A 13,681-nucleotide genomic window follows, 5' to 3' on the forward strand; every position below is an offset into this window, starting at 1 on the left:
CAGCTTTCGTTTTCCAGGCGAGAGGGTGGCAGCTGTGCACGGACTGGAAAAACCGGTCAAACCATCCAAACCCGGCAGGCCCAAGGGCCTCCCGCGCACAGCCGCCATAACATTGCGATTCAAAAAGCGCCGCAGTATGCCATGAGCATTGATGGTAGAAATCGAGTTTTCCAGACCCGGCCGCTGATGCGTCAGCGACCCCCAAAAGCCTATCCACCTCGTTTCCGAGGGACAACCGACGCGACTTGTCGGAAACGTCCCCCCAAATCACCCCGTCTGTAGGACGGTAAACTCAGTTCGCGAGCCTGGCTCCACCCAGACTCCCACTCATCTCATAAGCCGCCAATTCCGCCTGATGCCCCGCCAATATCTCCGGCAGCGAACCGCGCAAGTACTCGACCCAGGTCTTGATCTTCGCATCCAGATACTGCCGGGACGGGTAGATCGCGTACAGGTTCAGTTCCTGCGAGCGGTAGTTGGGCATCACCCTCACCAACGAGCCGTTGCGCAAGCCTTCAATCGCGGCGTACACCGGTAACACGCCGACTCCCATCCCACTGGTGATCGCGCTTTTCATCGCGTCGGCGGAGTTCACCAGGAAAGGGGAGCTGTTGATAGTGACCACTTCCTGACCGTCCGGGCCGTCGAAGGCCCATTTTTCCAGGGGGATCACCGGGCTCACCAGGCGCAGGCAGGCGTGGTTCAGCAGGTCGCTGGGTTTCTGTGCGCAGCCGTTGGCTTTCACATAGGCCGGCGAGGCGCAGACGATGCTGTAGGTGATGCCCAGGCGTTGCGAGACGAAGCCCGAGTCCGGCAGTTCGCGAGCGAGGACGATGGACACGTCGTAGCCTTCGTCGAGCAGGTCCGGCACGCGGTTGGCCATGGTCAGGTCGAAGGTCACGTCCGGGTGGGTCTTGCGGTAGCGGGCGATGGCGTCGATCACGAAGTGCTGGCCGATGCCGGTCATGGTGTGCACTTTCAATTGTCCGGCCGGGCGGGCGTGGGCTTCGCTGGCTTCGGCTTCGGCCTCTTCGACGTAGGCGAGGATCTGCTCGCAGCGCAGCAGGTAGCGCTTGCCGGCTTCGGTGAGCGCGATGCGGCGGGTCGTGCGATTGAGCAGGCGGGTTTGCAGGTGGGCCTCAAGGTTGGAGACCGCGCGCGAGACGTTGGCGGTGGTGGTATCGAGCTGCACGGCGGCGGCGGTGAAGCTGCCGGCTTCGGCCACACAACTGAAGGCGCGCATGTTTTGCAAAGTGTCCATGGGGTGCTCTCAAGGGAGATGGCAAATTGTGACACGAAGTTTCAGGGTCTGAGACCCCCGACCAAGGGATTATCTCGTTAACGGTAACAAAGATTCACAGGAATCCCAGCTTATCGCCGTTATTGCGCCCCCCTAGAATTGCGCCCACCTCGAAACATCCCCCACCTCAGGAATTCGCAGCAGTGCCGCGTCGCATCAACAGAGCGCTTTTGCCGCTCAGTGTTCTGGCTCTTTCGTTAGGTCTCGGCGGCTGCATTGGAACCGGAGGAATTGCCCCACAGGGCAAGGCTCTGGAGGCTAATGAACTGGCCACCGACGAGGCCATCGCCCACGCCGCCCGTGACGCAAACTGGCCCACCGCCCAATGGTGGCAAGCCTACGGTGACCCGCAACTCAGCCATTGGATCGACCTCGCCGTGCAGGGCAGCCCGACCCTGGCCATGGCCGCCGCGCGCGTGCGTCAGGCCCGGTCCATGGCCGGTGTCGCCGAGGCCGCCGAGTCGTTGCAGATCAATGGCGAGTCGACCCTCAAGCGCCACAACTGGCCGACCGATCAGTTCTACGGCCCCGGTGAGCTGGCCAACAGCACCACCTGGGACAACAACGCCGCGCTGGGTTTCAGTTACGCCCTCGACCTCTGGGGGCGTGAAAGCAACAGCACCGAGCGTGCGGTGGATCTGGCGCACATGAGCGCGGCCGAGGCGCGTCAGGCGCAGCTCGAATTGCAGAACAACATCGTGCGCGCCTACATCGAGCTGTCGCTGCATTACGCCCAGCGCGACATCGTGGCGGCGACGCTCAAACAGCAACAGCAGATTCTCGAGCTGGCGCAGAAACGCCTGGACGGCGGGATCGGCACCCACTTCGAAGTCAGCCAGGCCGAAACCCCGCTGCCGGAAACCCATCGGCAACTGGATGCGCTGGACGAAGAAATCGCCCTGAGCCGCAACCAGATCGCCGCACTGGCCGGCAAGGGGCCGGGCGCCGGGACGCAATTGCAGCGGCCGACCCTGTCCCTTGGCGCAGCGCTCAAACTGCCGTCGGCGCTGCCCGCCGAACTGCTCGGCCAGCGTCCGGACGTGGTCGCCAGTCGCTGGCAAGTGGCGGCGCAGGCGCGCGGAATCGATGTCGCGCATGCCGGGTTCTACCCCAACGTCGATCTGGTCGGCAGCCTCGGCTACATGGCCACCGGCGGCGGGGCGCTGGAGTTCCTGACCGGCAAGAAGCTCAACTACAACGTCGGCCCGGCGATCTCGCTGCCGATCTTTGACGGCGGGCGACTGCGTGCGGAGCTCGGCGAAGCGTCGGCGGGTTATGACATCGCCGTCGCGCATTACAACCAGACCCTGGTCAATGCGCTGAAGAACATCTCGGATCAGTTGATCCGCCGCGAGTCGATGGACAAGCAGCAGACATTCGCCGCCGAATCCGTGGCCACGGCGCAGAAGACCTACGACATCGCGATGATCGCCTACCAGCGCGGGCTCACCGATTACCTCAACGTGCTCAATGCGCAAACCCTGCTGTTCAAACAGCAGCAGGTTCAGCAGCAAGTGCAGGCGGCGCGGTTGAGTGCGCATGCGGAACTGGTGACGGCATTGGGCGGTGGCCTTGGCGCGGGTAAAGACGTGCCGACGGCACAACAAACCCAGGCACCGAAAACCCCGGCCCTCCTGCGTTGAACACACAACCCCTGTGGGAGCGGGCTTGCTCGCGAAGAGGGGTGTCAGGCAGCCCATGTGTTGTCTGACACAGCGCATTCGCGAGCAAGCCCGCTCCCACAGTTTCTCCGGTTCGACTGAATTTTTGAGCACGACCAAATGACTCCCTTGCCCGCACCTTTACGCTGGCTCTACTCCCTGGAATGGCGCCGGGGCTTATTCGACTGGGCGCGCAGCGACGGCGTGACCTGGGTCTACATCTTCAAGGTGTTGATCGCCGCATTCCTGACCCTGTGGCTGGCGATGCGTCTGGAACTGCCGCAGCCGCGCACGGCGATGATCACCGTGTTCATCGTCATGCAGCCGCAGAGCGGCCAGGTGTTCGCCAAGAGTTTCTACCGTTTTCTCGGCACCCTGGCCGGGTCGGCGATGATGGTCACGCTGATTTCGCTGTTCGCCCAGAACACCGAACTGTTCCTCGGCTCGCTGGCGATCTGGGTCGGCATCTGCTCGGCCGGGGCCGCCCGTTGCCGTAACTTCCGCGCCTACGGTTTCGTGCTGGCCGGCTACACGGCGGCGATGGTCGGCCTGCCGGCGCTCGCTCATCCTGACGGCGCGTTCATGGCGGCGGTGTGGCGAGTGCTGGAAATCTCCCTTGGGATTCTCTGCTCGACCCTGGTCAGCGCCGCGATCCTGCCGCAGACCGCCAGTGCCGCGATGCGCAACGCCTTGTATCAGCGCTTCGGTGTGTTCGCCCTGTTCGTCACCGACGGCCTGCGCGGGCGCAGCAAACCGGAGGCGTTCGAGGCCAGCAACGTGCGCTTCATCGCCGAAGCGGTGGGGCTGGAAGGGCTGCGCAGCGTGACCGTGTTCGAAGACCCGCACATGCGCCGGCGCAATGGTCGGCTCAGTCGCCTGAACAGCGAATTCATGGGCATCACCACCCGTTTCAACGCCTTGCACCAGTTGCTCGAACGCCTGCGCCGCAACGATGCCAATCACGTGGAAGCGGCGATCAAACCGGGCCTGCAGGACTTGGCCGAAGTGCTCGACGGCTTCAGCGGCCGCGCCCTGACCAGCCCGGATGCGGCGCGTCTGGTGCTGGCGCTGGCGGCGTACAAGGAAGGCTTGCCGGCGCGGGTGCGCAGCCTGCGGGCGATCTTCCAGGAGAGTGAACCGAGCGACGCCGAGCAGCTGGATTTCCACACCGCATATGAGTTGCTCTATCGCTTCGTCGATGACCTGCACAGTTATGCACAGACCCACGCCTCGCTCGCCGATCACCGCCACGAACGCGAGCGCTGGGACGAGCCGTTCACCCCGCAAACCAGTTGGTGGGCCGCAGCGGCTTCGGGGATTCGTGCGTCATTCATCCTGATCGTGCTCGGCAGTTACTGGGTCGCTACTGCGTGGCCGAGCGGCGCGACCATGACCCTGATCGCCGCGGCCACCGTGGGTCTGTCCGCCGCCACACCGAACCCGAAACGCATGGCGTTCCAGATGGCCTGCGGCACGTTCCTCGGGGCGTTGATCGGCTTCGTCGAGATGTTTTTCATCTTCCCGTGGATCGACGGTTTTCCGCTGCTGTGCGTGATGCTCGCGCCGGTGATCGTGCTCGGCTCGTTCCTCACATCGCGGCCGCAATACGCCGGCGTCGGCCTCGGTCTGCTGATCTTTTTCAGCACCGGTTCGGTGCCGGACAACCTGACGATCTACAACCCCTACACCTTCATCAACGACTACATCGCCATGGTCATGGGCATGCTGGTCTGCGCAGCGGCGGGCGCGATCATTCTGCCGCCGAACAGCCGCTGGTTGTGGCAGCGCCTGGAGCAGGATCTGCGCGGGCAAGTGGTGTACGCGATCAGCGGCAAGCTCAAAGGCCTGGCGTCGAGTTTCGAAAGCCGTACCCGCGACCTGATGCATCAGGCCTATGGGCTGGCGGCCGGTCAGCCGCAGGTGCAGAAAAACCTGCTGCGCTGGATGTTCGTGGTGCTGGAAGTCGGCCACGCGATCATCGAGTTGCGCAAGGAACAGGCGATCCTGCCGGTGCACCCGGCGTATGCCGAATCCCAGCCGTGGCGCCAGGCAATCCGGGTCATGGGGCGCTCGCTGGTGCGGCTGTTCCTGCAGCCGAATTCGAGCAATCTGGAGCGCGCACTGGTCGCGGTCGATCACGCGATCAGCCGTGTCGCCGCCACCGATGAGCCGTTCGCCCCGCACTTCGATACCTCGGCGCTGCGGCGGGTGAAAAGCTATCTGCACTTCATCCGCACCTCGTTGCTCGACCCGCAATCGCCCCTTGCTGCCTACGCCATCGCCAAGCCCGAAGGACTTGCCCATGCCTCGTGAAATCGCCTTCCACGGCGTGTACATGCCGACCATGACCCTGATGTTTTTCGTCGCTGCGGCACTGGCCTGGGCGCTGGACCGGTTTCTGTCGGGGTTCGATCTGTACCGCTTCTTCTGGCACCCGGCGCTGCTGCGCCTGAGCCTGTTTACCTGTCTGTTCGGCGCGATGGCGCTGACTGTCTACCGTTGAGAACGCTCTGATGAAAAAGTTTTTCAGCCTGCTCGCGACCCTACTGGTGCTGGCCCTGGCGCTGTGGATCGGCCGCACGTTGTGGGAGCACTACATGAACACCCCGTGGACCCGCGACGGCCGGGTGCGCGCCGACATCATCAACGTCGCCGCCGACGTCACCGGTGAAGTGGTCGACGTGCCGGTACGCGACAACCAATTGGTGAAGAAAGGTGATCTGCTGATGCAGATCGACCCCGAGCACTACCGCCTGGCGGTGAAACAGGCGCAGTCGCTGGTGGCTTCGCGCAAGGCCACGTGGGAGATGCGCAAGGTCAACGCCCATCGCCGCGCCGACCTCGACAACCTGGTGATCTCCAAGGAAAACCGCGACGACGCCAGCAACATCGCCGACTCGGCGCTGGCCGATTACCAACAGGCCCAGGCACAGCTGGAAGCCGCCGAACTCAACCTCAAACGCACAGAAGTGCGGGCGGCGGTGGACGGCTACGTGACCAACCTCAACGTCCATCGCGGCGACTACGCGCGCATCGGCGAAGCGAAAATGGCCGTGGTCGACATGAACTCGTTCTGGGTCTACGGCTTCTTCGAAGAAACCAAACTGCCTCACGTGCGCGTTGGCGACAAAGCCGACATGCAGCTGATGAGCGGCGAAGTCCTCAAGGGCCACGTGGAAAGTATTTCCCGTGGCATCTACGACCGCGACAACCCGGAAAGCCGCGAGCTGATCGCCGATGTGAACCCGACCTTCAACTGGGTGCGCCTGGCGCAACGGGTGCCGGTGCGGATTCACATCGATGAAGTGCCGGAGGGTGTGCTGCTGGCGGCGGGGATCACTTGCACCGTGGTGGTGAAGCAGGACGCAGTAGATAACTGACAGACCGCGTTGTAGCCATTTGCGAGCAGGCTCGCTCCCACAGATATCACGGCGTCCAGGTATCCTGAGTACGCCACGATACCTGTGGGAGCGGGCTTGCCCGCGATGCAGGCGACTCGGTCTTACGAGGGAATACTCAGCTTCTATTCGCTGCAAAACGTCTCGTGCAGATGCCGCCAGATCACCCGTCCGGATTCGGTTTTTTCAAACACCACGGTCGAGCGCCGATCCGTGTGCAACCCGCCTGCATCGGTCTGCTGTTCGCGGTAACTCACCGTCGCACCCCCTTCATGCAAGGCAATCCCCGTAAGTTCGCCGAGTTCGATGCGGAACCCGCTCTTCTTCCCGCCCGCCATTTGAAACAACGCACGCAAGGCTTCGGAATCCAGCACGCGTCCCAGTGGCGTCACCATGGAGAACCGTGGCGAAAAACGCGTCAGCAATCGCTCCAGCGCTGCCTCGTCTTCTTCCACCGCAAACCATCGCTCGATGGCCTCATGGGCCTGGATCACTTCGTCAAAATAGTCGGTGTAGTCAGTCATGTGGATTTTTCCTGAAGGTGAGGTGCGCGCAGAAGGCTGAGCACTGTCGTCGAGTCGAAACGCAGCACGGCGGCCATCGGCAACAGGGTGAGCAGCGCGGCGGCGAGAAAGCAGTATTGGAAACCGTGGGTACCCAAGGCGCCCAGCAAAGAGCTGAGCAGCGCCGCGCCGAGGCAGAACCCGAGCTGCCGATTGATGTTCCACAGGGCGCTGGAGTGGCCCATTTTCTCCGGCGTGATGCCGACGAACGCCAGGGTCTGCGCAGTCACGCTGCACAGGCTGCCGCCCAGCCCCATCAAGGCGTAGGCGAGGATCAACGGGCCGCTGGCGGGCTGGTCGATCTGCATCAGCACGACAATGCCCAGGGATTGCAGCAGCATGCCGGCGATCAGCAGCGGCTTGGGGCCGGTCCGGTTGAAACAGCGTTTGCCCAGCATGATCGCCACACCCGAGGCCGCCGCCCAGGCCAGCATCAGCGCCCCGGTTTGTGCTGCGCCGAAACCGAGATCGTGCAGGTACAACACGGCAATCATATTGGTGCCGGTAAAGATGCCGGGCACGCACAGGTAGATCAGCATCGCCAGACGCAATGACGGGTTCTTGATCAGTTGCAGATCAAGCACCGCACCCGGTTTGTTCCAGCCATCGCGCAGGTAGATGCACACCGTCATGACGCTGAGCAGCAGGACACCACCCGCGAGATGGCGGGTGGCCGGGGCGCTCGCCAGACTGACGGCGATCAGCAACAGACACAGCGCGGACGCCGCCAGCAGCAGGCCGCGTGCGTCCAGTGCCGGGCGTTCACTCGCAGCCTGATCCGCTTTCAACCAGAGCAGGCCCAGGCCGAAAGCGAAAAGCGCCACCGGCAGGTTCAGGTAGAAAATCCAGCGCCACGACAACGCCTCGACGATCAGACCACCCGCCGCCGGCGACAGCGCCGGCACCATCAGCGCCACGAGCAACACCACACCGGTGAAATGCGCGCGCTGTGTCGCCGGAAACTCTCGATAGGCCAGCGCCTGGCCCACCGGCAGCAGCAATCCACCACCCAGCCCTTGCAGCAGTCGCCAACCGATCAGGCTTTCAATCGAACCGGCCTGAGCGATGAGCCCGGAGGCGATCCCGAACAGCAGCAGCGAACCGAGAATCAGCCGCCGCTCGCCGACCCGTGCAGCCAGCCACACGCTCATCGGAATGATCAGCGTCAGCCCGAGCATGTAGGCGTTGGTGATCCAGGCCAGTTGCGTCACCGAAGCGTGCAACTGCGCGGCGATGTCCGGGTAGGCAATGCTGGCGGCGAACATGTTCAGCAGGTCGAGGGCGAACCCCAACAGATACACCAGCGCGACTTTCGAGCGATAGGCCATGGCAGCTTCCCTGTGATGAGGCGTGCAGGGTAGGGCGCTGGCGGCGATAGAAATACGCTGGTTTGGCTGCTAGTTTGTCAAAATTATTTTGACAGGGAGTGCAGCGAACATGGTCAGCCTGGATCGATTCGATACCTTCAAAGCCGTGGTCGAGGCGGGCTCGCTGACCGCTGCCGCCGATACGCTGGGGCAAACGCGGGCGGTGGTGAGCTTCAACCTCAAACGTCTTGAGGAAGAGTTGGGCGTCACCTTGCTGACCCGCAACACCCGGCAACTGGCCCTGACCGATGCCGGCGAACGTTTTTATCGGCGCTGCTTGCGCACATTGGACGAAGCACGGCTGGCCATCGAGGATGCACGCTCGGAACACTCACAACTCAAGGGCACGCTGCGCATCACCACGACCGTGGAGTTCGCGCTGGCTCAGGTGGTGCCGGCGCTGGAGGTGTTTCGACAGCAGCAGCCGCAACTGAATATTCACCTGTCCACGTCCTCAACCCACGCCGATCTGATCTCCGAACGGTTTGACATGGCGATCCGCCTGGGCCGCATGCACGACTCCAATCTGCGGGCCGTGCAGTTGTCGACGTTCGAGGTGTTTGCCGTCGCGGCGCCGGGGCTGGTCGAGCGATTTGTGCCGGTCGATACGCTGGCGGTGCTGGAGTCGATGCCGACGCTGGGGCATGGGCGAGTGCCGGAAATGACGGTCAGCGACCCCGCCGGCACCGAGCATATCTATCAGCCAAAACCGGGAACCACCGCCATCGTCGCGGACAACTCCGCGACTCTGCGTGCCTTTGCACTGACCGGGCAAGGCGTGGCGATTCTGCCGCAGTGGCTGATTCAGGAAGACCTGGATGCCGGGCGATTACAGCGTTTGCTGCCGGATTACCGCTTCGCCCAGCAAGGGGTTTACGCGCTGTACCCGGACACCCGGCACCTGCCACTGAAGGTGCGGGCGTTCATTGATTTCATGAAAGGCTGGGGCTGAGTGTTGGCTGGCCTGGCTTCTTCGCGAGCAAGCCCGCTCCCACATTTGGAATGCATTCCCCTGTGGGAGCGGGCTTGCTCGCGAAAGCGTCAACTCGGTCTCAGAGCTTTGCGCGCAAGCCGAACCGCTTCATCAACGTCGATTCCAGCAAGCCTTTCGGCAGCAACGTCGCGAGCAACGGCAACGCCCGGCTGCCATTGCCGATGCGGATCAGGCGTGGCGGTTTGCTCTGCTGCACAGCCTTGAACAATTCGGCGGCAAATTCGCTGGCCGGGGTCGGTTTGTCCTGGGACGCCTTGGCCCGCGCCCGGATGCCTTCACGCAACGGAAACCACGGCGATTGTTCGTTAATCAGTTGTTCGGCCTCATGCCCGGCATTCTTGGCGAAGCTCGATTGAATCGCCCCCGGCTGCACTTCCATGACGCGAATCCCGAACGGCGCCAGCTCCATGCGCAATGCATCGCTCAGTGCGTGCACCGCCGCTTTAGACGCGCAATAGGCGCCGGCAAATGGCGTGACCAAAACCCCGGAAACACTGCCGACATTCACCACCAGGCCCTTGGCCCGGCGCAGCACCGGGAACAGTGCACGGGTTACGCCGACAATCGAGAACACGTTGGTCTCGAACTGGCGCTGCATGGCCGCCACACCGCCGTCGAGCAGCGGCCCCATGGCGCCGTAACCGGCATTGTTGATCAGCACGTCGAGGCCGCCGTGTTGCTGGTTGATCCGCTCGGCGAGTTGTTCCAGCGCTGCGTTGTCATTGACGTCGAGCTGCACGGCCGTGAACCCGGCCGCGCTGAGCGCCGCGACATCTTCAGCCTTGCGGGCACTGGCCCAGACCTCGTAGCCGGCGCCTTTGAATGCATCGGCGAGGGCGCGGCCGATGCCGCTGGAACAACCGGTAATCAACGCAACGGGCATGGCGCATTCCTTGTGCAAAACAGTGGGAGAGGGGATCAGTCGGAGAAACTACCCTGCAATCGCTCGGCGCGAAACTCCAGGGTTTGCGGGCGATAACCAGGACGCAACGGCGGCATCGGCAAGCAGTCTTCCCAGTTACCGCCGGGCTGCAATTCGCCGGGGCCGCGATAGCGCGGGGCGGCGTATTGATTGTCGGCCAGGTTCACGGTGTCGCCCGGCGCATACGCGGCAATGCGCCAGCGCAGTTCGGTCAGCGGCACGTCGTTACCATTGTTCAACTTGAGCAGCAGCGGACGGTCGGCGGGGCAGTGTTTGGGGGCATAGACAATGCGCAGTTCAAGGCGCGCCAGTTGCTTGACCTCGCGGTTGTCCAGCCACACCACCCACATCGCCACCAGCCCCAGGCCCACAGCGGCGGCCATCGACACCGGCAGGGCCTTGGCCGGGTAGCGCAACAGCAGGATCAGCCAGGTGATGACCAGCAAGACGCCGATGAACATGTTCGAACACTCCTTGAACTTGTGCCTGCCATCCTACCGAAGGGGCGCGGGAATGGACATTCGCGGATTGCGCGCACGTGCCGTTGGTCGGGACTGTCATTTCCGACAGTAGCCGAAACAGCGCTGAGCTTGCTCTGATGCCAGAGGCACACCGAATGCCGATTGCAGGGAAGCGCGCTCCATGAGCTTGCACGTCAATACGCCGAGGATGTCTGTGATCGACCCGCGCGGCTTGCCGGTTCGCTCGGTCGACTATTGTCGAGACATCGAGAACGGACCGGTCGAGTCCCGGATCAACCGCACCCTGCATGACGCTGCGGGGCGTGCGCTGAAACAGTGGGACCCGCGACTTTGGCTGTCGCAAGCCGACGACCCGCTGACGCCGGCCAATCTGATGCAGGTGTTTGCTCTGGACGCCACGGTGATTCGCTCGGACAGCGTCGATGCCGGCACGCAAATCGAGCTCAAGGGACTCGCCACGCAAACGATGTTCAGTTGGGACAGCCGTCAGACGCGGCGCGAGATCGAGCACGACAATTTGCTGCGCCCCGTCGCGATATTCGAAGAAGGAACAGGCGTGCCTCGGCGTTGTGTCGAGCGCCTGACCTACGGTCATCCCGGCAGCGGGGACCCGTCGCGCAACCAGTTCGGTCAGCTGATCCGCCATGACCATCCGGCCGGCAGCGTACTGTTCAACGCGTTTGCAATCAGCGGTGCATGCACCGAGGACACCCGGCACTTCACGCTGGATCCGCTGACACCCGACTGGCCGGAGCAGGAGGCGGAGCGTGCGCGGCTGCTGGAGCCAGGCGCCGGTGAGCTGTCGCGGTGGCGCCATGGTGCATTGGGGGATGTGCTGGAACAGACGGATGCCCGAGACAACCGGCATACATTCGAGCTGACCGTTGATGGCCGTTTGCGCGAACGCCGCCTTCAGTTGAAGGGGGAGCGTGAGCAGATCCTGGTCACTGACATTCGTTACAACGCGCAAGGCAATGTCACGCAGCAAACTGCCGGCAACGGTGTGCACACCACCCGGACCTATCGTCCCGAGGACGATCGTCTGTTGTGCCTGCGGACCGAAGACGCCCGCGGTCTCGTGCTGCAACACCTGATTTATGGATACGACAGGATGGGCAATGTCCTGCGGATTGAAGACAAGGCAATGCCGATCCGTTACTTCGCCAACCAGTGCATAGAGCCGGTCAGTTGCCTGGTCTACGACAGTCTTTACCAATTGATCATGGCGTTCGGGTGGGAAGCCGGGCGTGCCAGTCAGGGCCCGCAATCGATGGGCCGCGTCGATCCGGCGGCGGTCAGCAAGTTTCAGCAGGATTACAAATATGATTGGAGCGGCAACCTGCTCAAGCTGATTCATGTCGGACCACAAAGCCACGGACGCAAACTGCAACCGGCGAGCTACAGCAACCGCAGTCTGCCATACGAAGTCACGCCGCCTACCGATGCACAAATCCAAGCTGCATACGATCGAAGAGGCAACTTGCTGCAGCTGGAACCGGGGCGGATGTTGAGCTGGAACCTGCGTAATCAACTGCAATCGGTCAGCCCAGTCGAGCGTGCTTCCGGTATCAATGACAACGAGACCTATCTCTACGATGGCAGCAGTCAGCGGGTACGCAAGATCCGCTCCTTTTTAACCAATGCCCGAACCCTGGTTGCCGATGTGCGCTATTTGCCTGGACTGGAATTGCGCACCGACAACGGCACCGGCGAACGGCTACAGGTCATCGTCGCCGGCGGTGTCCGGGTACTGCATTGGGAGAGCTCACCGTCCTCGGGCATCAACAATCAGTATCGATACCAGCATGTCGATCACCTGGGCTCGGTCAGTCTGGAAACCGCCGATGACGGTACGATGATCAGTCGCGAAACGTTTCACCCTTTCGGTACCAGCGCCTGGCAGGACGGCGAATTCAGTTACAAATACATCCGTTACTCGGGCAAGGAGCGTGATGCGACCGGGCTCGACTACTTTGGTCTGCGCTACTACATCCCGTGGTTACAGCATTGGTTGAATCCGGACCCCAAAGGCATGATCGACGGGCTCAATCTGTACTGTATGGTCGCCAATTCACCGGTCACATTTTTCGACAGCGACGGTGGCGGCAAAACCGAAGCCGCTGAATTGAACAATAGTGTGGACAAACAGCAGGCCTTGTTGTCAGCAGTCTCATCGGCCGCTGCGAACACCCGCAACTCCATCATGAATCACCTGTATGCCCGTCAACGTTTTCAGGCGCTGGGCAGGCGCATCATCACGCAGTTGGGCAGTTCCGCATTCAGCGCCGGCGCCAGCGCGGCAGGCTCCGCAGCAGGGGGCGCCATTGGCGGGTTGTTGGGTCCGGGTGGTGCGAAATTGGGTGCCGCTGCCGGGGAAAAGGCTGCGTCAATGGCAGCAGACCGCCTTGTGTCTAAAGTGGTGGACGCCTATCAACTGGATCGCGCGATCAATTTCAAAGGCAATGAAATGAATCCCAAGGCTTTCATCGAAAGCGTCGAGCCGAAAAAGAGACCGGGCCTGGCAACGCTGGGATTCGAGCTCGCGGCATCGGATCCACGTACACCCGAAGGACGCGCCCGGCTCACCAGAGTGGTGGTCGATAAAGCGATTGACAAGGTGGGTGGCGAGCTGGGTTCGGAGGTGCCGGGCCTTATAAGAACGGGGATTGAGTTTTACCATGCCTCGCAAGGATTGGATGCAGCGACACTGAGTGAAGCCTACGAACAAACGCCAGTGGTGATCGACATGCTGGAATTCAGAATGCAGGCGATCAAGGACGAACTGGCGGTATCCAATGATGCAACGGCGGAGGTCTTCGAAAAGGTTTCCGAGTTGTCGGCGCAAACTCCGGTCGTTGTTCACGCGCTGAACCGGAATCAGGACTTCATCGAGCTTGTTGCACCGACGCCCTATGCCGGCAAGCGGCAGTCGCTCAAACGAGGGGCACTGGCGAAGTCTCACGCACCCCGGCAGCATTCGTCTGCCTGAATTGA

Annotated in this window: 11 protein-coding genes; 6 read left to right on the plus strand and 5 right to left on the minus strand. The window is 62.4% G+C overall.

The genetic code is table 11. The features are described from left to right. Positions 1-292: 292 nt before the first annotated feature. On the minus strand, positions 293-1,261 hold the full coding sequence (locus CAG25_RS10925; RefSeq protein ID WP_039769420.1) for a LysR family transcriptional regulator: 969 nt from the start codon (positions 1,259-1,261) through the stop codon (positions 293-295). 182 nt (positions 1,262-1,443) lie between these two features. On the opposite strand from CAG25_RS10925, the gene CAG25_RS10930 reads away from it, so the two are divergent. The 4 genes from CAG25_RS10930 (at position 1,444) to CAG25_RS10945 (ending at position 6,341) form a co-directional block, all read left to right on the plus strand. Beyond that, positions 1,444-2,943 carry an efflux transporter outer membrane subunit gene (locus CAG25_RS10930; RefSeq protein WP_085611392.1) on the plus strand — a complete coding sequence of 500 codons (1,500 nt, stop codon included), beginning with the start codon at positions 1,444-1,446 and terminating at the stop codon, positions 2,941-2,943. 138 nt (positions 2,944-3,081) lie between these two features. Further along, positions 3,082-5,274, plus strand: a complete 2,193-nt coding sequence (locus tag CAG25_RS10935) for an FUSC family protein (protein WP_085611393.1) — start codon at positions 3,082-3,084, stop codon at positions 5,272-5,274. After that, entirely contained in the window at positions 5,264-5,464 is a 201-nt protein-coding gene (locus CAG25_RS10940) for a DUF1656 domain-containing protein (protein WP_003221811.1), read from the plus strand. Before CAG25_RS10935 ends, CAG25_RS10940 begins: the two co-directional genes overlap by 11 nt. Before the next feature lie 10 nt (positions 5,465-5,474). Continuing rightward, positions 5,475-6,341, plus strand: a complete 867-nt coding sequence (locus CAG25_RS10945) for an HlyD family secretion protein (RefSeq protein WP_085611394.1) — start codon at positions 5,475-5,477, stop codon at positions 6,339-6,341. Between the two features lie 143 nt (positions 6,342-6,484). On the opposite strand, the gene CAG25_RS10950 is transcribed toward CAG25_RS10945, so the two are convergent. Continuing rightward, positions 6,485-6,883: a DUF4440 domain-containing protein gene (locus tag CAG25_RS10950; protein ID WP_085611395.1), complete on the minus strand. Its 399-nt coding sequence runs from the start codon at positions 6,881-6,883 to the stop codon at positions 6,485-6,487. Further along, a complete protein-coding gene (locus CAG25_RS10955; RefSeq protein ID WP_085611396.1) occupies positions 6,880-8,250 on the minus strand; it encodes an MFS transporter in 1,371 nt (456 codons plus the stop codon). The genes CAG25_RS10950 and CAG25_RS10955 overlap by 4 nt, the downstream gene beginning before the upstream one ends. A gap of 109 nt (positions 8,251-8,359) precedes the next feature. Between CAG25_RS10955 and CAG25_RS10960 the strand changes: the two genes are divergently transcribed. Then, a complete protein-coding gene (locus CAG25_RS10960) occupies positions 8,360-9,241 on the plus strand; it encodes a LysR family transcriptional regulator (protein WP_085611397.1) in 882 nt (293 codons plus the stop codon). A 100-nt stretch (positions 9,242-9,341) separates the two neighbouring features. On the opposite strand, the gene CAG25_RS10965 is transcribed toward CAG25_RS10960, so the two are convergent. Further along, positions 9,342-10,166 carry an SDR family oxidoreductase gene (locus tag CAG25_RS10965; RefSeq protein WP_085611398.1) on the minus strand — a complete coding sequence of 275 codons (825 nt, stop codon included), beginning with the start codon at positions 10,164-10,166 and terminating at the stop codon, positions 9,342-9,344. Between the two features lie 35 nt (positions 10,167-10,201). Continuing rightward, positions 10,202-10,666, minus strand: a complete 465-nt coding sequence (locus CAG25_RS10970; RefSeq protein WP_085611399.1) for a multidrug transporter — start codon at positions 10,664-10,666, stop codon at positions 10,202-10,204. A gap of 181 nt (positions 10,667-10,847) precedes the next feature. Here CAG25_RS10970 and CAG25_RS10975 point away from each other — a divergent pair, with 181 nt between their 5' ends. Beyond that, complete coding sequence (locus tag CAG25_RS10975; protein ID WP_085611400.1) at positions 10,848-13,676, plus strand: RHS repeat domain-containing protein; 2,829 nt, start codon at positions 10,848-10,850, stop codon at positions 13,674-13,676. Positions 13,677-13,681: the final 5 nt, after the last annotated feature.

The organism is Pseudomonas sp. B16(2017), assembly GCF_002113205.1.
Classification (GTDB): domain Bacteria; phylum Pseudomonadota; class Gammaproteobacteria; order Pseudomonadales; family Pseudomonadaceae; genus Aquipseudomonas; species Aquipseudomonas pharyngis.

What these genes read in the sequence shown, in the direction of transcription:
- CAG25_RS10925 (WP_039769420.1), bottom strand. Translation starts at nt 1,261, where the DNA reads ATGGACACTTTGCAAAACATGCGCGCCTTCAGTTGTGTGGCCGAAGCC.
- CAG25_RS10935 (WP_085611393.1), top strand. Translation starts at nt 3,082, where the DNA reads ATGACTCCCTTGCCCGCACCTTTACGCTGGCTCTACTCCCTGGAATGG.
- CAG25_RS10940 (WP_003221811.1), top strand. Translation starts at nt 5,264, where the DNA reads ATGCCTCGTGAAATCGCCTTCCACGGCGTGTACATGCCGACCATGACC.
- CAG25_RS10945 (WP_085611394.1), top strand. Translation starts at nt 5,475, where the DNA reads ATGAAAAAGTTTTTCAGCCTGCTCGCGACCCTACTGGTGCTGGCCCTG.
- CAG25_RS10950 (WP_085611395.1), bottom strand. Translation starts at nt 6,883, where the DNA reads ATGACTGACTACACCGACTATTTTGACGAAGTGATCCAGGCCCATGAG.
- CAG25_RS10955 (WP_085611396.1), bottom strand. Translation starts at nt 8,250, where the DNA reads ATGGCCTATCGCTCGAAAGTCGCGCTGGTGTATCTGTTGGGGTTCGCC.
- CAG25_RS10960 (WP_085611397.1), top strand. Translation starts at nt 8,360, where the DNA reads ATGGTCAGCCTGGATCGATTCGATACCTTCAAAGCCGTGGTCGAGGCG.
- CAG25_RS10965 (WP_085611398.1), bottom strand. Translation starts at nt 10,166, where the DNA reads ATGCCCGTTGCGTTGATTACCGGTTGTTCCAGCGGCATCGGCCGCGCC.
- CAG25_RS10970 (WP_085611399.1), bottom strand. Translation starts at nt 10,666, where the DNA reads ATGTTCATCGGCGTCTTGCTGGTCATCACCTGGCTGATCCTGCTGTTG.
- CAG25_RS10975 (WP_085611400.1), top strand. Translation starts at nt 10,848, where the DNA reads ATGAGCTTGCACGTCAATACGCCGAGGATGTCTGTGATCGACCCGCGC.